The 20606-nt window shown below is 68.6% G+C and carries 23 protein-coding genes; 12 read left to right on the top strand and 11 right to left on the bottom strand.

Annotation, left to right across the window (positions count from 1 at the left end; all coding sequences use genetic code 11):
- Window positions 1–148: 148 nt before the first annotated feature.
- The 4 genes from V3W47_RS18080 to V3W47_RS18065 form a co-directional block, all read right to left on the bottom strand.
- On the bottom strand, window positions 149–1105 hold the full coding sequence (locus V3W47_RS18080) for an acetyl-CoA carboxylase carboxyltransferase subunit alpha (protein WP_331826632.1): 957 nt from the start codon (window positions 1103–1105) through the stop codon (window positions 149–151).
- Entirely contained in the window at window positions 1102–1956 is an 855-nt protein-coding gene (gene accD, locus V3W47_RS18075) for an acetyl-CoA carboxylase, carboxyltransferase subunit beta (protein ID WP_331826631.1), read from the bottom strand. Before accD ends, V3W47_RS18080 begins: the two co-directional genes overlap by 4 nt.
- Window positions 1957–2095: 139 nt before the next feature.
- A complete protein-coding gene (locus V3W47_RS18070) occupies window positions 2096–2560 on the bottom strand; it encodes a LapA family protein (protein ID WP_331826630.1) in 465 nt (154 codons plus the stop codon).
- A 72-nt stretch (window positions 2561–2632) separates the two neighbouring features.
- Window positions 2633–3940: a thymidine phosphorylase gene (locus V3W47_RS18065; RefSeq protein ID WP_331826629.1), complete on the bottom strand. Its 1308-nt coding sequence runs from the start codon at window positions 3938–3940 to the stop codon at window positions 2633–2635.
- A gap of 85 nt (window positions 3941–4025) precedes the next feature.
- Here V3W47_RS18065 and V3W47_RS18060 point away from each other — a divergent pair, with 85 nt between their 5' ends.
- Entirely contained in the window at window positions 4026–4295 is a 270-nt protein-coding gene (locus tag V3W47_RS18060) for a hypothetical protein (RefSeq protein ID WP_331826628.1), read from the top strand.
- A 36-nt stretch (window positions 4296–4331) separates the two neighbouring features.
- On the opposite strand, the gene V3W47_RS18055 is transcribed toward V3W47_RS18060, so the two are convergent.
- The 3 genes from V3W47_RS18055 to V3W47_RS18045 all read right to left on the bottom strand — a co-directional run bounded on the left by V3W47_RS18055 (window position 4332) and on the right by V3W47_RS18045 (window position 7456).
- Window positions 4332–4862, bottom strand: coding sequence for a (4Fe-4S)-binding protein (locus V3W47_RS18055; RefSeq protein WP_331826627.1), 531 nt, complete (start codon window positions 4860–4862; stop codon window positions 4332–4334).
- Window positions 4863–4943: 81 nt separating this feature from the next.
- Window positions 4944–6803, bottom strand: a complete 1860-nt coding sequence (ftsH, locus tag V3W47_RS18050) for an ATP-dependent zinc metalloprotease FtsH (protein ID WP_331826626.1) — start codon at window positions 6801–6803, stop codon at window positions 4944–4946.
- 182 nt (window positions 6804–6985) lie between these two features.
- Window positions 6986–7456, bottom strand: a complete 471-nt coding sequence (locus tag V3W47_RS18045) for an ATP-dependent metallopeptidase FtsH/Yme1/Tma family protein (RefSeq protein WP_331826625.1) — start codon at window positions 7454–7456, stop codon at window positions 6986–6988.
- A 96-nt stretch (window positions 7457–7552) separates the two neighbouring features.
- On the opposite strand from V3W47_RS18045, the gene V3W47_RS18040 reads away from it, so the two are divergent.
- Window positions 7553–8953 carry a tetratricopeptide repeat protein gene (locus tag V3W47_RS18040; protein WP_331826624.1) on the top strand — a complete coding sequence of 467 codons (1401 nt, stop codon included), beginning with the start codon at window positions 7553–7555 and terminating at the stop codon, window positions 8951–8953.
- Window positions 8954–9048: 95 nt separating this feature from the next.
- Here V3W47_RS18040 and V3W47_RS18035 read toward each other — a convergent pair whose 3' ends face one another.
- Window positions 9049–9645, bottom strand: a complete 597-nt coding sequence (locus V3W47_RS18035) for a hypothetical protein (RefSeq protein ID WP_331826623.1) — start codon at window positions 9643–9645, stop codon at window positions 9049–9051.
- Window positions 9646–9921: 276 nt separating this feature from the next.
- Between V3W47_RS18035 and prfB the strand changes: the two genes are divergently transcribed.
- Window positions 9922–11017 (top strand): peptide chain release factor 2 gene (gene prfB, locus V3W47_RS18030; protein WP_331826622.1). Its coding sequence is split into 2 segments (ribosomal slippage): window positions 9922–9966 and window positions 9968–11017, totalling 1095 coding nucleotides; the frame shifts between segments, so codons are not numbered across the junction.
- Window positions 11018–11195: 178 nt separating this feature from the next.
- Window positions 11196–12134, top strand: a complete 939-nt coding sequence (locus tag V3W47_RS18025) for a serine/threonine-protein kinase (RefSeq protein WP_331826621.1) — start codon at window positions 11196–11198, stop codon at window positions 12132–12134.
- A gap of 15 nt (window positions 12135–12149) precedes the next feature.
- Here the strand turns inward: V3W47_RS18025 and V3W47_RS18020 are convergent, their stop codons facing one another.
- Together V3W47_RS18020 and V3W47_RS18015 are read right to left on the bottom strand one after the other, a co-directional pair.
- The gene (locus V3W47_RS18020) at window positions 12150–13085 is read right to left on the bottom strand and encodes a GNAT family N-acetyltransferase (protein ID WP_331826620.1); all 936 of its coding nucleotides are present in this window, start codon (window positions 13083–13085) and stop codon (window positions 12150–12152) included.
- Window positions 13082–13588 (bottom strand): DinB family protein, encoded by a 507-nt coding sequence (locus tag V3W47_RS18015; RefSeq protein ID WP_331826619.1) that lies wholly within the window; start codon window positions 13586–13588, stop codon window positions 13082–13084. Before V3W47_RS18015 ends, V3W47_RS18020 begins: the two co-directional genes overlap by 4 nt.
- A gap of 142 nt (window positions 13589–13730) precedes the next feature.
- On the opposite strand from V3W47_RS18015, the gene rpsF reads away from it, so the two are divergent.
- The 6 genes from rpsF to V3W47_RS17985 all read left to right on the top strand — a co-directional run bounded on the left by rpsF (window position 13731) and on the right by V3W47_RS17985 (window position 17477).
- Window positions 13731–14039 carry a 30S ribosomal protein S6 gene (gene rpsF, locus V3W47_RS18010; RefSeq protein ID WP_331826618.1) on the top strand — a complete coding sequence of 103 codons (309 nt, stop codon included), beginning with the start codon at window positions 13731–13733 and terminating at the stop codon, window positions 14037–14039.
- Window positions 14040–14182: 143 nt separating this feature from the next.
- On the top strand, window positions 14183–15088 hold the full coding sequence (locus V3W47_RS18005; RefSeq protein ID WP_331826617.1) for a single-stranded DNA-binding protein: 906 nt from the start codon (window positions 14183–14185) through the stop codon (window positions 15086–15088).
- Window positions 15089–15224: 136 nt separating this feature from the next.
- A complete protein-coding gene (gene rpsR / locus V3W47_RS18000) occupies window positions 15225–15500 on the top strand; it encodes a 30S ribosomal protein S18 (RefSeq protein WP_019588452.1) in 276 nt (91 codons plus the stop codon).
- Window positions 15501–15512: 12 nt separating this feature from the next.
- Entirely contained in the window at window positions 15513–15953 is a 441-nt protein-coding gene (gene rplI / locus V3W47_RS17995) for a 50S ribosomal protein L9 (protein WP_331826616.1), read from the top strand.
- A gap of 98 nt (window positions 15954–16051) precedes the next feature.
- Window positions 16052–16654 (top strand): histidine phosphatase family protein, encoded by a 603-nt coding sequence (locus tag V3W47_RS17990; protein WP_331826615.1) that lies wholly within the window; start codon window positions 16052–16054, stop codon window positions 16652–16654.
- A gap of 82 nt (window positions 16655–16736) precedes the next feature.
- Window positions 16737–17477 carry a dienelactone hydrolase family protein gene (locus tag V3W47_RS17985; RefSeq protein ID WP_331826614.1) on the top strand — a complete coding sequence of 247 codons (741 nt, stop codon included), beginning with the start codon at window positions 16737–16739 and terminating at the stop codon, window positions 17475–17477.
- 58 nt (window positions 17478–17535) lie between these two features.
- Here the strand turns inward: V3W47_RS17985 and V3W47_RS17980 are convergent, their stop codons facing one another.
- Window positions 17536–18114, bottom strand: a complete 579-nt coding sequence (locus V3W47_RS17980; protein ID WP_331826613.1) for an ankyrin repeat domain-containing protein — start codon at window positions 18112–18114, stop codon at window positions 17536–17538.
- 246 nt (window positions 18115–18360) lie between these two features.
- On the opposite strand from V3W47_RS17980, the gene rny reads away from it, so the two are divergent.
- Together rny and V3W47_RS17970 are read left to right on the top strand one after the other, a co-directional pair.
- The gene (rny, locus tag V3W47_RS17975; protein WP_331826612.1) at window positions 18361–20070 is read left to right on the top strand and encodes a ribonuclease Y; all 1710 of its coding nucleotides are present in this window, start codon (window positions 18361–18363) and stop codon (window positions 20068–20070) included.
- Between the two features lie 182 nt (window positions 20071–20252).
- Entirely contained in the window at window positions 20253–20462 is a 210-nt protein-coding gene (locus V3W47_RS17970) for a hypothetical protein (RefSeq protein WP_331826611.1), read from the top strand.
- Window positions 20463–20606 lie beyond the last annotated feature (144 nt).

The raw sequence follows: 20606 nt of genomic DNA, 5'->3' as shown, positions 1-20606 counted from the left end.
CCAGCCTCCTGGGTCAGCCCACACCCTCCGCCCGGAAGCGGCGGTGTCCACAGGGGAATGGGGGCGTGAGCCGCCCGGCGGGGGAGCCGACCCTCTCCCCATCCTCCCCCGCCGGGGACGGGCACATGCCCCTTCCCGCCGCACCCGCTCACCCCTCCGTGAACGCCCCCAGCGCCCGGAAGCGGTCGGCCCGCTGCGCCTTGAGTTCCTCCGGGTTCAGCCCGCTCAACTCGTCGAGGTGTCGTGCCACGGCCTCACCCAGCGAACGCGCGGCGGCGTCCGGGTCGAGGTGGGCACCGCCGGGCGGCTCGGGAACGATCTCCTCCACGATGCCGAGGCCGAGGAGGTCGGGGGCCGTCAGCTTCAGGGCCTCTGCGGCTTTCGGGGCCTGCGCGGCGTCCCGCCACAGGATCGCGGCACACGACTCCGGGCTGATGACGCTGTACCAGGCGTTCTCCTGAATGAGCACCCGGTTGCCCACGCCTACGGCCAGCGCCCCGCCGCTGCCGCCCTCGCCGATGACGGCGCAGACGGCGGGCACGCGCAGCCGCACCATTCGCTGAATGCTCTCCGCGATGGCCCACGCCTGCCCGCGCTCCTCGGCCTCGATGCCGGGGTAGGCACCGGGCGTGTCGATCAGCGACACCACCGGCAGCCCGAAGCGGTCGGCGAGGTCCATCAGCCGCATCGCCTTGCGGTAGCCCTCGGGGTTGCTCATGCCGAAGCGGCGCTTGATCTTGCCCTTCGTGTCGCGCCCCTTCTGCTGCATCAGGAGCATGACGGGCCGCCCCTCCCACCGCGCCGGGCCGCCGACCAGGGCGAGGTCGTCCCCGAAGGCGCGGTCTCCGTGGAGTTCGGTGAAGTCGGTACACAGCCGCTCGGCGTAGTCCAGCGCCGTCGGGCGGCCCGGTGCGCGCGCGAGGCCCACCCGTTCCCAGCGGGAGATCGGGGCGGCGGCGGCAACACGCAGGCGCTCGACCTCGGCGCGCAGCGGGGTGAGGGCCGCGTCGAGGTTCTGCCCGGTGCGGCGGGCGGTCGCCTCCAGATCATGAACGCGGGCCTCAAGTTCGCGGATGGCCTCTGCCGGACCGGTGACCCTGGTCACGCGCCCACCTCACGGCGCAGCAGCACACCGAGCAGCCGGACGAGGTACGCCCGGTGCTGACGGCGGTCCACCACGTCGTCCACCATGCCGTGTTCGAGGAGGAACTCGGCCCGCTGGAAGCCCTCGGGGAGATGCTGGCGGATCGTCTGCTGGATGACGCGCGGCCCCGCGAAGCCGATCAGGGCACCCGGCTCGGCCAGGATCACGTCGGCCACCGTGGCGAAGGAGGCCGTCACACCCCCGGTCGTCGGGTCGCTCAGGATGCTGATGTAGGGCAGCCCCCGCGCGGTGAGGCCCTCGAGTGCCACCGTCGTCTTCGCCATCTGCATCAGCGACAGCGCGCTCTCCTGCATCCGCGCCCCGCCGCTCGCCGCGACGAGGAGGAAGGGGCTGCCCTCACGGGCGGCGTGCTCGGCGGCGCGGGCAATCTCCTCGCCCACCACGCTCCCCATGCTGCCGCCGCTGAAGGCGAAGTCCATCACGGCGACGGTGACGGGCAGGCCCCCCACGGTCCCCGTCCCGGTCAGGATCGCGTCGGGGCGGCCCGTCTTCGCCTGGGCGCGGGCCAGCCGCGCCGCGTAGGGTTCGGTGTCCTCGAAGCCCAGGGGGTCGGTGGGGTGGACCCGGCCCGAGAGCTGCACGAAGCTGCCCTCGTCGAGCAGCACGTCCACCCTCTTGCCCGCGTCGAGGCGCAGGTGGTGGCCGCATTTGGGGCAGACGAAGAGGTTGGCCTCCAGGTCACGGTTGTACACGCCCTCCTTGCACGAGGGGCACTGGGTCCACAGGTCCGGCAGGTCCGCCCCCGCCTGCTGCTGCGGGCGGCGACGGCGGAAAAAACGGTCGAGCGCCATGCTTGTTCTCCTTCGGTGGGAAACTGCCTCTCCAGGGCATTCTAGAGGTGCGCGCCCCACCACAATGAACCGGGTGCAAGCCCGACCGTCACCGGGACGACACGAGAAAAGCCCCGCCGCAGGAGACGGGGAGGCAACCTCAGCGCAACTTCCGTTTCAGATAATCGTCGATCTGCGCGAGCTGCACGTTCAGGTCCCGTTGCAGGGCGTCGATGCGCGCGTTCGTCGTTGCGAGCTGCTGGGTCAACGTCTGGTCGAGTTGGGTCGTGCTTCCCGTCCCCAGCGCGCCAAACTTCTGGTCGAGGTGGCTCTGGAGCTGCGCGAAGCGGCTTCCCTCCTGGCTGTCCAGATTGGCGCGCAGGGCCTCCATGTCACGCAGCAGCCGCGCGCTGTCCGCCTGCGCCCGCAGCCGCGACACGCCCGCCCAGAAGTAAAAGACCAGCGCCAGCGCCAGCCCACTCAGCAGCAGGATCAGTCCCAGCGGCACCTCGCGGTAGGTCACGAAGCCCAGGCTGAGGGTGTGGGGAAACAGCAGCGCGTTGCGGTTGAGCACGGCGAAGATCACCGCCAGCACGACGATCACGACCAGCACGACGGTCCGCATGGGGTGAGGGTAACACTCCATCCAGGTCCCCAAGCGCGGGCGTGGATTGTCCCAACGTTTACGAAGGTCGCCTCAGTTCACCCGGTCGAGGATGAGCGGCTGGGGCGCAGGGGCCACGTCGGACACGCTCAATCCCGCCTCCAGCAAAGCCCGCGCCGCCTCCAACCCGCGTCCGTCCCGGTGATAGAACCGCAGCACCGGCTCACCCGCCGTCACCGCCTCACCGGGTTTCTTCAACAGCTCCACGCCGACCCCGTGGTCGATGGCCTCGCCCTTGCGCTCGCGCCCGCCGCCCAGCGCGAGAACCGCCCGACCGACCGCAAGCGCGTCCACGCCCGCTACAAAGCCGGAGGAGGGGGCCATTACGTCTGCGCGACCGGGGGTCACGTCGAGCCGGGTGGGATCATCCACCATCGCCGCGTCCCCCCCCTGCGCCGCGATGAAGGCGCGGAACTTCGCCAGGGCCGAGCCGTCGCGCAAGGTCGTGCGGGCACGGGTCTCCGCCGTCGCCTCCTCCTCCCCGTGGGCCGCCAGCGCCTCCACCGCGAGGGCCACACACAGCTCGGTCAGGTCCTCTGGCCCCTCGCCGCGCAGGGTGTCCAGGGCTTCCAGGACCTCCAGGCTATTGCCCGCCATCCGTCCCAGCGGCGCGTCCATGTCGGTGAGAACGGCGCGCACCTGTCGCCCCGCCCGCGTCCCGATGTCCACCATCGCCCGCGCGAGCGCCCGACCGTCCTCCACCGTCCGCATGAAGGCACCCGCGCCCACCTTCACGTCGAGGATGACCGTATGCGCCCCCGACGCCAGCTTCTTGCTCATGATGGAGGAGGCGATCAGCGGCAGGCAGTCCACGGTGGCGGTTACGTCGCGCAGGGCGTAGAGCTTGCCGTCGGCGGGGGCGAGGTCCCGTGACTGGCCCACAAGTGCCAGCCCGACTTCCCGCGCCTGAATGATGAAGTGGTCCTCGGGAAGTTCGGGACTCCAGCCGGGGAAGCTCTCCAGCTTGTCGATGGTGCCGCCCGTGTGCGCCAGCCCGCGCCCGCTGAGCTTGGCGACTGTCAGGCCCAGGGCCGCGAGCATGGGCGCGAGGATCAGGCTCGTCTTGTCGCCCACGCCGCCCGTCGAGTGCTTGTCCACGGTGCGTGGCAGGTCGCCGAGGTCCATCTCCTCGCCGGACCCCGCCATCACGAGCGTCAGGTCCGCCGTCTCCTGGGCCGTCATGCCGCGCAGGTACACGGCCATCAGCCACGCGGCCACCTGGTAGTCGGGCACCTCGCCGCGTGTGTACCCGAGGATGAGGTGGTCGAGTTCGGCGCGGGAGTGCTCGCCGCCGTCGCGCTTCTTGCGGATGAGGTCGGGGATGGGGAGGGAGAGGGTCATGGGCCAGTCTAGCGGTGGCGGCGGATTCGGGCGGAAGCCTCAAGGAGTGCGGTTCACGTAAGCCTGCTCAAGCTACGCTTTTGGAGTGGAAGAACTGCCTTGTAGGCCCGACGAATGGGCCGAATCTGTGTTCCCCGAATGGAAGCAGGTGGGTCCTGAAAAATACGCCGCCAGGAACGCCCACTTGTTCTTCTCGTTCTCCTTCTATAATTACCAGTACCCGAACAAAAAGCTGGAGGCCTGGGTTCACCGACTTGGGCAACTCCTCAACGATCCGGCACAGGTGGAAAGATTACGTCAGCAACTCCTGAGCGCAGAAGAAAGAGAACGCATTGCTTGGGACACTGAGAAGTAACAACGATTTGTCATTCGGCTGAGCGACGAGCCGGAGTTAGCCCTCCTTCCCCGCTCCATCCGCCCGCTGTCCCTCCCCGTGCCGGTCGTCACCGCCCTGCTTCGGGTCCGTCTCACCTTCACTCTTCCAGCCGATTTTGGCATGGGCACCGTTGCAGAAGGGCTTGGTGGTGCTCGCCCCGCAGCGGCAGAGGGCAGCCCGGACCTCCCGCACCTCGCCGTCCGGGGTCTGGATGTGGAGGTCGCCTCTGATGGCGAGGGGACCGTTGGGGACGGGCGTAATGGTAGTGGGCACCTCGGGAGCTTCCGGCAGGCCGTGTTCGAGGGCGTAGTGGAGCGCCCCGGTCGGGCAGGTCCGCACCACCTCCGCCACCCGCTCGGCGTCCGCCTCGTTCCAGAGCTGAATCCACGGACGTTCCCTGGGTCGGAAGACCTCGGGCAGATTCCGCACGCAGTTGGCGACGTGGACACAACGGGGCGCGTCGTAGTAGACGGTCACGCCGTCACCCGTGTATGCCTTGCCGCGCAGGAGGTCGTCGCCGGAGGGGTCGGGGGCAGGGGCGGTCATGGTCCAGTATGACGCCGGTCACAGGACCAAAGGAAAGAGCGGGCCTCCCGTCTGGAAGACCCACCCTGATTGAACTTCTGCTTAGGCCGTCGTCTGCGGCATGGGCTGGGGGTTGCCGCCCGTGCGGGCGACCGCCTCGCGCACCACGTCACCCGTGATGAGTTCCTGTGAGAGCAGGGCGTCGGCGACCTCGTGCATGGCGGCGGCGTACTCGGTGACGAGGCTCCTGGCGCGGTCGTAGGCGCGGGTGAGGATGCGCTTCACGTCCTCGTCCACGAGCTGCGAGGTGTGCTCGCTGAACGCCTTGGGCTTCGCCATGTCCTCGCCGAGGAACACCGGGCCGGAGTCGGTCATCAGGGCCATGTTCTTGAAGTTCTCGCCCATGCCCCACTCCAGCACCATCTTGCGGGCGATGTTCGTCGCCTTGCGGAAGTCGTCGGCGGCCCCCGAGGTCACGCTGCCCATGAACACTTCCTCGGCGGCGCGGCCACCCAGCGAGACGACCAGTTGGTTCTCCAGCCGCTCCTTGCTCATGAGGACCTGCTCCTCGGGGAGGTAGAAGGCGGCACCCAGCGCCCGTCCGCGCGGGATGATGGAGACCTTCTGGAGCTTGTCGCTGCCGGGGATGACGGCGGCGGTGACGGCGTGTCCGGCCTCGTGGTAGGCGATGGCCTTTTTCTCCTCGGGGCTGATGGTCAGCGAGCCGTTCTCCAGACCCAGGGTGATCTTGTCGAGCGCCCGGTAGAAGTCGCTCATGTCGATCTGGGTCTTGCTCAGGCGGGCGGCCTCCAGCGCGGCCTCGTTCGTGACGTTCTTGAGGTCCGCACCGGAGAAGTACGGCGTACTCTTGGCGACCTCGGGCACGTCCACGCCGGGGGCAATGGGCTTGTTCCGCAGGTGGACCTTGAGGATGGCCTCGCGCTCCTTGAGGTTGGGCAGGTCGATCGTCACCTGACGGTCGAAGCGTCCGGGCCGCAACAGCGCCGGGTCCAGCACGTCCGGGCGGTTGGTCGCGCCCAGCACGATCACGCTGCTCGTCTTGTCGAAGCCGTCCATCTCGGACAGAATCTGGTTCAGCGTCTGCTCGCGCTCGTCGTGGCCGCCGCCGATGCCTGCGCCACGCTTGCGCCCGATGGAGTCGATCTCGTCGATGAACATGATCGCCGGGGCACTCTTGCGGGCATCCTCGAACAGCGTCCGCACGCGGCTCGCGCCGACACCCACGAACATCTCCATGAACTCGGAGGCGCTGACCGAGAAGAAGGGCACATCCGCCTCACCCGCGATGGCGCGGGCCAGCAGCGTCTTGCCGGTGCCGGGAGGGCCGACGAGGAGCACGCCTTTCGGAATCTCCGCGCCGATCTGGTGGTACTTGCCGGGGTTCTTCAGGAAGTCCACGACCTCGATCAGCTCGCGCTTGGCCTCCTCGTGCCCGGCCACGTCGGTGAACTTGGTCTGAACGCGGTTTTCCTTGCCGTACTTCTTGGCCCGGCTCTGGCCGAACTGCATCACGCCGTTCTGGCCGCCCTGGGCGCGCATGAAGAAGAAGTACATCATGCCGATGAGCAGGATGATGGGCAGGAAGTTGAGCAGGATGCCGAGCCACTGGCTGGGGGCATCGAAGCGGAAATCCACGTTCTGCGCCCGAAGCTGCTGGAGCAGGGTAGAGTCAGGGGTGGCCTGACTGCTGGGAAGGCGCACGGTGAACGCGCTCACCTCGCGCGGCGTGGGAGAGTTCGCCACGGTGACGCTCGTGGGTTCCTCCAGCGTCACCTGCGCGACGTTCTCGCGCACAACGACCCGCTGAACGCTGCCCTGTTCGAGCAGGTCCTTGAACACATTGTAATCGACACTCGCCCGCCCGCTCATGGGTGCCTGAGAGAACATCAGGAACAGCGCCAGCACGAACAGGACGATCAGCCAGGGATTGAGTCGCCTCAAGAGTGATCCTCCGGGAGAAAGGGAAACGTTGGGGCGAGTCCCGCCCCGCTGAAGTTGAGTGTACCAGACTCAAGGTGGGAGGGCGTATGCCGCGTCACACGTCGGCTTTAGCGTCCCGAAAGTTTGGCGGGGAGGGGGTGATGGGGGCGGGTTGGAGTCGCCAGTCGCCAGGAGGGGCAGCCTCAGCGGGGGTCCGGCGCTCGGCGGCGAACAGTGAGGACGAGCAGCACCGCCAGCAGGAAGAGACCCGGAATTGCCAGCAGCAGAAGGACGGGCAGGAAGTTGAGCAGGATGCCGAGCCACTGGCTGGGCGGCTCGAAGCGGAAGTCCACGCCCTGCGCCTGAAGTTGCTGGAGCAGCGCGGAGTCGGGGGTGGCTTGACTGCTCGGCAGCCGCACGGTGAACGCGCTCAATTCGCGTGGGGTAGACGAACCCATGACGCTGACGCTCGCGGGTTCCTCCAGCACCACCCGCGCCACGTCCTCCCGCACGACGACGCGCTCCACTCGACCCGCCTCCAGCAGCCGTCCGAACTCCGCGTAGGGCACGGAAGCGGGCCAGAACAGGCTCTTCAGCATCCATACCCCGAACAGGGCGAACACGGCGATGGGCAGGGCGAGCAGGAGACCCCGGAACAGGTGGCGCAGGCGCATCCCTCACAGCACACCCTACCCTTCCATCAACGTCAACCACCGAAAGGGGGAGCCGGAACCCGACCCCCCCTCTTCCCCACGCTATCCTGAAGGGTGATGATCGATGTGGCGACCACCTGGGGGCAGGCGTGCGCGGCGCTCGCGGAGGGTGACTACGACACGGCCTTCGACGTGCTGGAGGCCGCCATGAGCGAGGCCCGGCGGCCCGAGCGCGCCCGCATCGCCCTGTATCTGGCGAGCACCCACGCCCTGTACGGGGACGCGGCTACGGCGGAGGTCGGCGCGGCGTTGCGCGAGGCCCGGACTCTTGACCCCTCCTTGCGGGCCGACCCCCTCTACCTCGCCCTGAGCGCCGAACTCGACGCCCGCTCGCGCGGCCCGGACGCCGTGCCTCCCACCCCGGCGGTGCGCGAGGCCGCCGAACCGCTGGCCCGCTACCACGCCCTCGGTGCGCTCGCGCTCGGCGAGCACCCGCAGGAGGCGCTGGACATTCACCTCCCGCTGACCGAATTGCCCCCGCACCTGCGCTGGCGGCTGCGGAGCTGGCAGGCCGACGGCGAGGAACAGCTCGGGCACCTTGAGGAGGCCGCACACCTGTACGCGGAGGCGGCGCACCACGCCAGGGGTCTCAACCGCGCGATCATGCTTCAGGAGGGGGCGGCGACCCTGCTCCAGCTCGGGCAGACGGAGGGGGCACAGGCGGCCCTCGACGGGGCACGGCCCCTCTACACCGGCCAGGACCCCGAGGAGGGCTTGAACCTCGCCACCTGGCACTACCTCAACGCGCAGGCCCTCCTTGCCCTCGACAAGCCGGAGGCGGCGCTGGAGGCCATCCGGGAAGCCGACCGTCTGGAGCGCGAGCACGGCGACCCTAGCTACGGGGTGGCGCTCGTGTGGGGGCAGGTCCTGACGCACCTCGGGCAGCACGAGCGGGCGCTGGAACACTTCGAAGCCGCGCTAAGCGTCTCCACCGACGCCGACCGCCACTACGCGCTGCACGAACTCGGGGTCGCCCTGCTCGACCTCGACCGCCCGGTGGAGGCGCGCGAGCGTTTGGAGGCCGTGCTGGCCGACCCCGACTACCCCTACCAGCCGGAGGTACTGGCCGACCTCGCCGAGTGCGACTACCGCCTCGGGCGGCTCCAGGAGGCGCAGCAGACCGCCGAGCAGGCGCTGGCGCAGGGGGCGGTGGTGCCCGCCAGCCTCGTGCTGGGCAGCGTGGCGCTGGACTACTATCACCTCGACGACGCGCTGGAGCACTACGAGCGGGTGGTGCGCGAGGCCGCCCCCGACAGCCGCGACTGGATCACCGGGCACCAGATGGCCGCTGACGTGATGGCCCAGCAGGGCTTCAAGGACCCCGCCGCCGCCTACGCCCACGCCCAGCAGGCGCTGGAGCACACGCCCGAGAGCGACGACTGGCACATCACCCTGCAAGACCACCTGAGAAAGGCCGAGGCGCTGATGGGGCAGGGCGGGGGGCGGATGTTGAATTAGGGAAAAGGCAGAGGACGGAAGTCGGAAGGCAAAAAGACGAGGGAGGCGAAACCAAGTCGCCTCCCCTCATCCCTAACGCCTAACCCCTCATCCCTTTAGACGAACTGCCCCCCGTGCCGCGTCGCCGCCGCCTCCACCACGTCCTGTGGTACGGAGTCGTCCACGGCGATGGCGCGACCACCGGAGGACGTGCCGCCGTGGAGACGGTCGTACTGGTCGTCGTCCACGTCATAGCTGCTCTCGTAGCCGCCCATCGCGCCCTCACCCTCGGACTTCGCCGCGCCGCCCGCCGCGCCCACGCCAGCGCCGACGCCCGAGCCGAGCGCCGCCATACCGAGGATGACGGGAACGGCGGCCAGCCCACCCGTCGCCACCGTCGCCACTGCGCCCACTACGGTGCCGACCGCCGCGCCGACGCCCGTGCCCTTGATCGCGCCGTCCCCGGCGTCCTCAGCGGTGCCGCCCTCGACGTACTGGTTGCCCTGCTCCACCACCGTGGTCGTCGTGCCCGTCTCACTGCCCATGCCGCTCGTGCCCCCGGTGCTCGCGCCTCCCATGCTCGTGCTGCCGCTCATGCCGCCGCGGCGGTTGAGGGAGGTCTGCCCCATTTCGGGCTGAATAACGCCCTGCGACTGGAGGTCCTGCACGAAGGCGTCGGCCTGGGCCACCGTCGGAAACAAAAGGTGTTTCATGCACCTAGTCTGGGAGTGGAGTGGCAGGCCGGGATGAGAGGAACGCCAAAGCGGGTTGGGGCTGGGGGGAGCAATCCTCCCCTCGGTCGCCCGGCAGAGGTTCTCGGTGGGGAGTGCAAAGCACCGAGGGGCACCCGAGACGGAGGAGGTCGGGCACAGGAGGTGGATGCGGGAGCGTGGGCCGTGGCCGCATCCTCGCCCCGCGCCTCCCTATACTTCTGGGCGGCAGATGCCCGCGCCCCGGCCAACGGGAAATGCGCGGAAGGGAGGCACGCCATGCAGGAATTGCTGGAAAAACTGGCGTCGCTCCGGGAGTACCTTTGACATTCCCGGCAAGACGCGCAGGCTGAACGAACTCGACCGTGAGTTGAGCGACCCGGCCCTCTGGAACAACGCGGGCCGCGCCCGGCAGGTGACGCAGGAGGCGGGGACGCTGCGCCGGGTGGTGGAGGGCTACCAGGGCCTTCAGGCCGACGTGAGCGGCCTCGCCGAGATGCTGGAGATCGCCGACGACGAGGACCGCGAACTCCTCGCCGAGGAGCAGGAGGGCATTCAGGCGCGGGTGGACGACCTGTACCGCGAGACGCTCTTCACGATGAAGCACGCCGACGCTCCCGCCATCGTGCGGGTCAAGAGCGGCGCGGGCGGCACCGAGTCGCAGGACTGGGCGGGAATGCTCACGCGGATGTTCATGCGCTGGGCCGAGCGGCACGGGTACAAGGTCGAACTGATCGACCAGCAGGACGGCGAGCAGGCCGGGGTGCTCGGGGCCGAATTCATCATCCGGGGGGAAAGGGCGTACGGCATGACCGCGCCCGAGCACGGCGTCCACCGCCTCGTCCGGGTCTCGCCCTTCGACTCGAACAACCGCCGCCACACCTCGTTCGCCTCGGTGGACGTGGTGCCGCAGGTCCCGGAGGAGGAGATCAACATCCACATCCCCGACTCCGATCTGCGCCGGGACGTGTTCCGCTCGCAGGGGGCCGGGGGGCAGGGCGTCAACACCACCGACTCCGCCGTGCGCCTGACGCACCTCCCCACGGGCATCGCCGTGGCGTCGCAGCAGACCAGAAGCCAGATCAAGAACCACGAGATCGCCCTCCAGATTCTCAAGCAGCGCCTCTACGACATCGAGGCCAGGAAGCGCGAGGAGGAGGAGGCAAAGGCGCGCGGCGAGCAGAAGAAGATCGAGTGGGGGTCGCAGATTCGCTCCTACGTCCTCGACAAGCAGTATGTCAAGGACCACCGCACGGGCGTGATGAAGCACAACCCCGACGACGTGCTCGACGGCGACCTCGACGACCTGATGTGGGCGGGCCTGGAGTGGATGGCCGGGAAGCGCGTGGCCGAGGACGCGGGCGTGGACGAGTAGGGTTGGACTCAGGGACAAGCGAGTTCGGAGGAAGGGGAGTCGTGCGGGGCGGCTCTCCTTCCTCTTTGGACTGCATAGAAGTCCGGGCACCACCGCGTTCTGACAGATTCGCGTGACATCCTCTCCCTAAACTGGGAAGAGGACTCTTCCTCTCCAATCCCAGTCCATCCCAGCGAACATGACCCCAGACCGCTCCATTCCCGGCCACACCCTCCTGCGTCCCCTCGGGCGGGGGGAGACCTCGCTCGTGTACCTCGCGCGGGACGCGGGGGGCCGGGAGGTCGCCCTCAAGGTGCCGCACGAGCGGACACTGAGCACGCAGGACGCGGCGGAGCGGTTCGGGAACGAGGTGCGGCTGACCCTGCAATTCCGCCACCCCCACCTCGTGCGGGGTTTCGCGGGCACGCCCTTCGGCCCGCAGGCGTTTCTCGCAGTGCGGTACTACCCGGAGGGGTCGCTGTGCGACGTGCTCCAGCGGCTGCCGGGGCGCGTCTTGGAGCAGGCGGCGGCGCTACGAGTGCTGGCGGACGTGGCGTCGGCCCTCGGCCACCTGCACGGCCTGGGGGCCGTCCATCAGGACGTGAAGCGGCAGAACGTGTACGTTCAGGAGGGGCGGGCGGCGCTGGGCGACCTGGGCAGCGCCTACTTCACCGCGCAGGGGGGGCGGGCGAGCGGCAGCCCCTTCTACATGGCCCCGGAGGTCTACCACGGCGAGAGCGGCGGCCCGGCGAGCGATGTCTACAGCCTCGGCATTCTCGCCTACGAGCTGCTGGCGGGGCAGCGACCCTTCCGGGGCGAGACCTACGAGGAAGTGATGGGCGCGCACCTGACCCGTTTCGCGCCGCCGCTGCTGTCGCTCAACCCCCAGCTTTCGCCCACCATCGCGCGCCTCACCGAGCGTGCCCTCGCCAAGCGGCCCGCAGACAGGCCGACAGCGGACGCCCTGCGCGCCGCCCTGCAAGCCGCCCTCGGTGAGGAGGACTCCTGCGCGGAGAGCGTCGCGGTCACGGCTCCCGTGAGGTCGGTAGGCCGCCATGTTCCACCTCCCAGAGTCGCCGAGCCGCAGCCGGAAGATGTGGGCGCGGGCCGCTGGAATCCCTTCAAACGGCGGAGGTAGGGCAAGCCCTCACCCTCAGCGCGACGGGCGGTGCATCTCGTACCGTCCGGGCCGGGCCTGAAAGCCGAGCCGTTCGTTCACGCGCAGCATGGGCGCGTTCGTGCTGTGGTTGTTCGTCCGCATCCGGGAGAATCCGGCCTCCCTCGCCCGGCGGATGACCTGCAATTTGAGCGGCAGCGCAAGACCCTGGCCGCGTGCCTGCGGATGCGTGGCGGTGAGTTCGTTGTACACGAAGTCCCGAATCTGGACCATCGCCGTCGTGCCGAGCCATTCGCCCTCCGGGGAGACGGCGAGGATGAGCCAGTCGGGGCGTGGGTCGTGGCCTAAGTGCAGCATCTCGCGCACCTGCGGGGGCGGCCAGCGCGGGTGTCCGGCGAGGTCGGGCGTCTCGGTCAGGCGGTCGGCGACGAAGCGGAGGTAGCGGTCGAGCGTGGACTCGTCCGCGCCCACCAGATCGGTGAACATGACTCCCTGCGCCTCCACACGTTCGAGGGCCGCGAGGTGAGGCGTCTCATCGAAGCTCGCCAGGTTGAGTTCGGAGGCGAAGCGGTGGGCGTGCCGGTGAAAACCCCGCCTCTCCGCCCATTCGAGACTTACCGGGTCGGTGTCGTCCACATCGGCGACGAGGCCCACTGGACTCAATTCTCGTACAGCCTTTTCTACCTCAGCCCATAGTGTGCCGCCGATTCCCTGCCCCCGCGCCTCCGGGTGGACGAGGACACGGGCGTGGAGGAAGTCCGGTGGGTCAAAGGAGAAGAAATACAGGTGGGCCACGCCGCGCACCTCTCCCCCGACCTCGGCAATCCAGCGGTGGCTGACGTGCGAGGGGTCGCGCCGTTCCTCCTGCGCCCGAAAAGACTCGACGGTGGTGTTCTGCCCCAGCACGAGGTTGGACAGCGCCACCCACGCGGGCACGTCGGCCTCCTCGAAGGGCCGAACGTTCAGGCTCACGCCCCGGCTCCCACCGCCTTCACCATCTGCCGGATCGCGCCGAGGTGGTAGGCGGCGTGGGCGACGGCTCCCGTCAAGCCTCCCGTCGCGTCCCCGTGTGCCTCTCCCCCGGCTTGAGTTCGGGCGAAAGCAACCAATTCGTCGTAGGCGGTGCGGACGCGACCCCGCACCGCCTCCCACTCCTCCTCGCTGACCTGCGCCGGATGGAAGCTCCCCTTCCAGTCGAACGGCCCCCGGTCGCCGTCCCGCTCCCAACGCACGATGACCTCCATGTGAAAGGCGGTGTGGCGGGCGTGTCCGGCGATGGACGAGCCGTTCACGTCGCGGCTGGCCTGTTCCGCATCGAGACCCTCCAGCGTCGCCAGCAGGCCGTGGTTGCCGCTGCCATCCGCCCCCGTGCCGTCGAGGAAGGCCGTGCCCTGGCCGGGGGTGCCACCCTCCACCGCTTCCCTCAGGATGTCGAGGATGCCTTCGGCCCAGTTCTGCGGAGTTTCGTCGCTCATGCCCCAGCGTACCGGGCGGGGCCGTGGCCCGGACATGTAGGCCGGGTGGCTCTGGAACCCCGCCCCTCACTCTGCTAGAGTTGCCAGTTGCGCCGCCCGGCGAGGCACGACCCTGCATGTGGCGGAGAAAGTGAGGTGAACCATGACCCAGTACGACCTGAACCTGATCCTGAACCCCAACCTCAGCGCCGAACAGCTCCAGACGGAGCGCGAGTACATCGAGACGGCGGTGAAGAATGCGGGGGCGGAGATCACCAACCTCGACGACGTGGGCAACCGCCGCCTGGCGTATGCCATCAACAAGGACCGCGAGGGCTACTACCTGATGTACACCATCCGCGCGGGAGGCAACCCCGAAAAGGACATCGCCCTCAACCTGCGTCTGCGCGACAACGTGCGCCGCATCCTGGTGGTGCGCGACCGCCCCGAGCAGCGGACGAAGAAGGCCTGAAGGCCCCCTCCCCCCACCCCCCGTTACGCTGTTGACGTAAAAACGCCGGTTTGATACCTTGAGGCCAACCCGCGAGGGCCAACCGCCAGCTACATACTCGCCCCAGTTATCTCGCCAGCTAGAGCAGCAAAGGAGACCCCGTTATGGCCCGAGGCATGAACCACGTTTACCTGATCGGCGCACTTGCCCGCGACCCCGAACTCCGTTACACGCCGAGCGGCGTGGCCGTCTTCGAGGCGACCGTCGCCGGGGAAGACCACGTGATCGGCAGCGACGGACGCGAGCGCAAGCTGCCCTGGTACCACCGCGTCTCCATCCTGGGCAAGCCCGCCGAGTGGCAGGCCGAGAAGGGACTGAAGAGCGGGGACGCCGTGATGGTGGAAGGCAACCTGGACTACAGCCAGTGGGAAGCGCCCGAGGGCGGCAAACGCAGCATGGTCAAGGTGAAGGCCGGACGCATCGAGCAGCTCGGCTACGCCCCCGAACTCGTGCAGGACGCCGGAGGCGGCGTTCGCATGGGCAGCGGCCTGAACGAGGTCCTGGTGATCGGCAACGTGACCCGCGACCCCGAACTGCGCTACACCCCCGCCGGAGACGCCGTGCTCGGCCTCGGCCTCGCCGTGAACGAGACCTGGAATGACCGTCAGGGGCAGAAGCAGGAAAAGACGCACTGGATTGACGTGACGCTGTGGCGCGACCTCGCCGAGAGCATGAAGGACCTGAAGAAGGGCGATCCCGTCCTGGTGCAGGGACGGCTCGTGAACGAGGCGTGGCAGGACAAAGACGGCAACAAGCGCAACTCCACCAAAGTAGAGGCGACGCGAGTCGAAGCCCTTTCCCGAGGCGTGGGCACCGGCAGTCCCACAGCCACCCCCGCCGCACCTCGCCCGCAGACCGCGAGCAGTGCGTCGCGCCCCCAGCCCGCCGCTGCCAGCGCCAGCCGCGCGCAGCCGAGCCGGGCGGCGACCACGGGGACCCGTTCGGGGGGCTTGGATATTGATCAAGGTCTCGACGATTTCCCGCCGGAAGAGGAAGACCTGCCGTTTTAGGCACGCTGGCGCGTGCGTCCAGAGGTCAAGAGGTCTAATAGTCGAGAAAGCTGAAGTTTGGGTCCTCTCGACCTCTCGACTCCTCGACCTCTAGACCACGCGAAGCACCCAATCGGCAGCTTTAAGAGGAACTCCTATGACCCAGAGCAGCAACACCGAGCGCAAACCGCGCGGCAAGGGACCCAAGCGGCCCCGCAAGCCCAAGGTCGATCCGTTCTCCATCGGGGAACTGGAGATCACCGACTACAAGGACGTGAAGATGCTCCGGCGCTTCGTGTCCGACACCGGCAAGATTTTGCCCCGCCGCCGCACCGGCCTCTCGGCCAAGCACCAGCGCCGCATCTCGCAGACGATCAAGATCGCCCGCCAGCTCGCGCTGCTGCCCTACACCGAGAAGCTGGTCCGCAAGTAAGGAGACTGGGCCATGCAAGTGATCCTTCTTGAACCCGGTCGCCTGGGCAAGACCGGCGACGTGGTGACCGTCAAGCCCGGCTACGCCCGCAACTTTCTGATCCCCCGTGGCATGGCGACCCCCGCCAACACGGCCAACATGAAGACCCTGGAGGCCCAGCTCCGCGCCCGGCAGAAGACGCAGGCGCAGGAGAAGGCCAAGGCCGAGGACCTCGCCAGCCGCCTCAACGGTGTGGCCGTGGAACTCAGCGTCCGTGCGGGCGAGGGCAAGATTTACGGGGCCGTCACCCACGCCGACGTGGCCGGGGCGCTCGACCGCCTGGGCTTCGACGTGGACCGCCGCCGCATCGACATGCCGAAGACCGTCAAGGAAATCGGCGAGTACGACATCAGCTACCGCGCCCACCCCGAAGTCACCATACCGCTGAAGCTCGTCATCCACGGGCAGAAGTAATTCAGACAGAGCAAGGCCCCGGCTTCGGCTGGGGTTTGTTCTTTTGGGCGGAGCATGTGGCCCACAGTGTCCGGCGGGGTGGTCTTTTAGCCTGAGCCATGCGCCGTGCCCTCGCGTTCCTGCCTCTGCTGCTGTCCGCCGCCGCAACCGCACAAACGGTCCCGGAGACGGTCAGCCCCACCCTCCTCACGCAACTGCGGGCCGGGGGCCTCGTGCTGTACTTCCGGCACTTTGATACGCAGGGGGCGGATGGCGCGACGGTGGACCTCCGCGACTGCGCCACCCAGCGGAATTTGAGCGAGCAGGGGCGGACAAATGCGCGCGAGGTCGGCAGGCTCCTTCGTGAACTGCGCGTCCCCTTCGGCACCGTCCTCAGCGGTGAATACTGCCGCAACCGTGAGAGCGCCGCACTGCTCGCCGGACGGGTGATGCCTGTGCCGACCCTGAACAATCCATATTTCCGCACGGGAACGGAGGCGGACCGGCTCAAGGTCATCGGCGACCTTCGCACGCTGCTGAGGCAGCCCCCACGCGCGGGCACCAATACGGTGATCGTCACGCACGAGCAGAACCTCCGCCTGACGACGGGCTGGATGCTCTCGGAGGGGGAGGCGGCGGTGCTCAAACCCGCGCCGGACGGCTCGTTCACGGTGCTTGCCAGGGTGACGCGGGAGGGGTGGGCGGCGGCCCTGCGCCGTTGACCGTGCGCTCTTGACCCATTCCTCACCCGGCCCTCGTCCCCTCTGCCTCCCCGCACGAGTACGGTAGCGGTGGAGGTCTCCCATGCTCAAGCACGCGCTGACGCTGACGGTCCTCGCCCTCTCCTCCCCCGCGCTCGGACAGGCGGTGAGGGGCACCGACGTGAACGTGACGAGCGGCGGGCGGGCGTACAAGAGTTACCTCGCCGCGCCGACCTCGGCCCCGACCACCCGTAAACCCGCCGTGATCCTGCTGCACTCCTTCAATGGGCTGGAGCAGGGCTACCGCGACCTCGTGGACGAGATGGCGGCGGCGGGCTTCGTGACGCTGGCGCTGGGCTGGCAGACCTTCGAGCAGGAGCCGAGCGACACAGTGGTGAGGACGCTCGTGGAGGACGGGGTGAAGTATCTCGGCGCGCGGCGGGACGTGAACGTGAATGCCGTGGGCCTGACGGGTTTTTGCGCGGGTGGGCGCTACACCATGCTGCTGCTGCCGCAGATGAAGCAGTTCAAGTCGGGCGTGGCCTGGTACGGCTTCCCCGATCAGGGCGGCACGGCGGCCAAACCGCAGACGCCCACCGCCGTGATCGGGCAACTGACGGCACCCATGCTGATCATCCACGGGACGCGCGACCAGCCCAGCCCCATCGCGGGCATCTACGCCTACGCGCAGAGGCTCGACGCAGCGAACAAGGTCTTCAAGCTCAGCGCGTATCAGGGCGAGCGGCACGGCTTCCTGCTCAGCGAGGGCCGTTTGGCGAACACCGTCGCCAGCCGGGACGCGCGGCGGGACATGCTGAATTATTTCCGGGAGTATCTGCGGTAGGGGGAGGGGCGGCCAGCGGCCAGCTTCTAGCGGCCAGCAGAACAACTTGAGCGAGGGTTTACGTCGTCTCCCGCAACAGCCGTTCGAGTTGGGCCGTCGTATCCGGCGCTCCCATCACTCGTGCGGCGTCGAGCACGGACAGGCCGTTCGCGTCCCGCGCGTGGAGGTCGGCCCCGCGTGACAGGAGCAGGTCCACGATCTCCGCTCGGTTGAACATCGCGGCCATTATCAACGCGGTCTTGCCGTCCGGCCCGGCGCTCTCGCGGTCAGCGCCGTGGTCGAGCAGGAGTTGGACCAGCGCCGCGTCGCCCTTGAAGGCGGCCCCGAGGATGGGCGTCTGGCCCTGATCGTTTCGCAACTCCGGGTCGGCCCCGTGTTCCAGCAGCAGACGGGCGGCCTCCCGGTGGCCGTGGTAGGTGGCGAGCATCAGGAGGCTGTCGCCCTTCTGGTTGCACAGGTTGGGGGGCAGGCCACGCTCCAGCAGGGGGGCGAGGCGTTCGGCGTTGCCCTGACGGACGAGATCGAAGACGGCCTGGACGGCCTCCAGCGTCTCGCGGTCGAGTTCGGCGACGGTGGGCGCTTGCGGTGACGTTCTCTCGCTGGTGTTGGATTCGGTTGAATTGGTGTCGCTTTGCATGGTGGCCCTCCTGCGCGGTGGATGTGCTGCCCGGATGGTAGCCTCTTGAGCTTGCGGCGTAGGTGTCGTGAAGATGGTCCGGACGGTTTGCGGGGGGCTTGGGGATAGACTGTCTGCGCGGGTGACTCACACGCCACCCACACAACTTTTTTCCTACTCTCTTTCCACCGACGACACTTCACCGGGCGCGCTCCGCGAGGTTTGTGGGGTCGCGCCCCTCTCTCACCGAAAGGAGATGAGGCCACCATGACAGGGATGTATGTCATCTTGGCGCTCTTGGGGGCACTGACCACGTGGTCGTTCTGGAGGCACTCGCGCGGGCAGCGGAGGCAGGCCGCAACCGACGACCGCCTGCAACGCGAGGCCCAGGCCGAGGCCGAGCGCATCCAGGCCCAGGCGGACGCCGAGGCCCGGCACCTGCGCGAGCAGGCCGAGGCGGTCCGGCAGCAGGCCGAGCAAACCCGCCAGGACGCCGCCCGCCGCCTTCAGGAAGCCGATGAACGTGAACGTCAGATCGCCCTTCAACTCGACGCGCAGCGCGACCAGATCGCGGCCCTGCGCGGGCAGTTCGAGGAGGAGCGCACCCAGGCCAAGCAGGACGCCGCCCGCGAGCGCGAGTCGCTGAGCGCGGACCGCCAGGAGACCCGCCGCGAGCGCGACGAACTCAAGCGCGAGATCGAGCGCCTCAACCGCCGGGCCGAGCAACTCGACGCGCGGGGCGACAAGCTCGACGCGCTGGAGGAGCGGCTGGAGGGGCAACTCCGGGCGCTCGCCGGGCAGGAGGCCGAACTGGGCGAGCGGGCGCGGCAGGCCGAACTCAAGCTGTACGAGGTGGCGAACCTGACCCCGGAGGCGGCCCGCGAGCAAATTCTGGGCCGCCTCGACGCCGAGCTGGAGGAGGAAAAGGCCATCCGCGTCCGGGCGATGACCGAGCGGGCCACCGCCGAGGCGAGGCGCACCGCCCGCAGCGTGGTCGCGCAGGCCATCCAGCGCAGCGCCTCGGAGACGAGCGCGCAGCTCAGCGTGTCGGTCGTGCCCATTCCTAACGACGCGATGAAGGGCCGCCTCATCGGGCGCGAGGGCCGCAACATCCGCGCCTTCGAGGCGCTGACGGGCGTGGACCTGATCATCGACGACACGCCGGAGGCCGTCATCCTCTCGTCCTTCAATCCGGTGCGGCGCGAGGTCGCCAAGCATGTGCTCGACGCGCTGGTCGCCGACGGGCGCATCCACCCCACCCGCATCGAGGAGATGGTCCACAAGGCGCAGGACGAGATGAAGACCTTCATCCACACCCAGGGCGAGGAGGCGGCCATCGAGGCGGGCGTGGTGGGTCTCAAGCCGGGGCTGGTGCAACTGCTGGGGCGGATGTACTTCCGCACGAGCTACGGTCAGAACGTCCTCAAGCACTCGGTTCAGGTCGCGCACCTCACGGGCATCATGGCGGACGAACTCGGACTGGACGCCGGGCTGGCCCGCCGCGCCGGGTTGATGCACGATGTGGGCAAGAGCATCGACCGCGAGATCGAGGGCACCCACGTCGAGATCGGGGTCAACCTCGCCAAGCGGTTCGGGGAACCCGCCGAGGTCATCGACGCCATCGCCCACCACCACGACCCGGAGAACGGGGAGACGCTGTATTCGGTGCTCGTGGCCGCCGCCGACGCGATCAGCGCGGCCCGGCCCGGTGCGCGGCGCGAGGAGCTGGAGGCCTATGTCCGGCGGCTGGAGCAACTGGAGCAGATCGCCGTCGCCTTTCCCGGCGTGCAGCAGGCGTATGCCATCCAGGCCGGGCGCGAGGTGCGCGTGATCGTCCAGCCCGAGAAGGTCAGCGACGCGCAGGCCACCCTCCTCGCCCGCGAGATCGCCGGACGGGTGGAGCAGGACATGGAGTACCCCGGCCAGGTGCAGGTCACGGTCGTGCGCGAGAGCCGCGCGGTGGAGGTCGCCCGGTAGGTCGGAACAGGGAAAGGGGCGGCCACGCGGGGAAGGCGGGCCGCCCTTCTCTTTCCCAATTGGAATCCGGGTGGGCGAGGGTTCAGGGGAATAACGCGGTATGGCGGTGGATGAAGAGCCGTAGGACGGTCTCCGAATTGGTCTGTTTGCACCAGATGGGCCAATCCCAAGCGGAGCGTGGCATGGAAGCGCTCGATGTGCTGGATGCTCTCGACGCGGTGCAAGGCTCCAGACACCCCGCCGCGATGGAGCTTCAAGCCATCGGTAGGGCAAACGGCGTCCAGGCCGGGCGTGAGGAGGCTTTCCCAGAGTCTGAGGGCACCCAGCGCGTCTCGTTGTCCCACGAGGCCGCGATCCGTCGGGTGGCCCGGTCCATCGCCGACCACAGTTAGGTAGGGCAGTCGTGACGACCCTGACGGCCTGACAGATTTTATGAGGGCGAACGAAAAACGAGCTGCCAGCCGACTTCGAGCGTTGTTTGTAGTACAGTATGAGGGCGTTTTCGTCCGCTCAGTGGCTCAGGGTCAGGCTTACCC

Origin of the sequence: Deinococcus sp. YIM 134068, assembly GCF_036543075.1 — a bacterium.
Taxonomy (GTDB): domain Bacteria; phylum Deinococcota; class Deinococci; order Deinococcales; family Deinococcaceae; genus Deinococcus; species Deinococcus lichenicola.
This window is presented reverse-complemented; position numbering and strand designations above follow the sequence as displayed.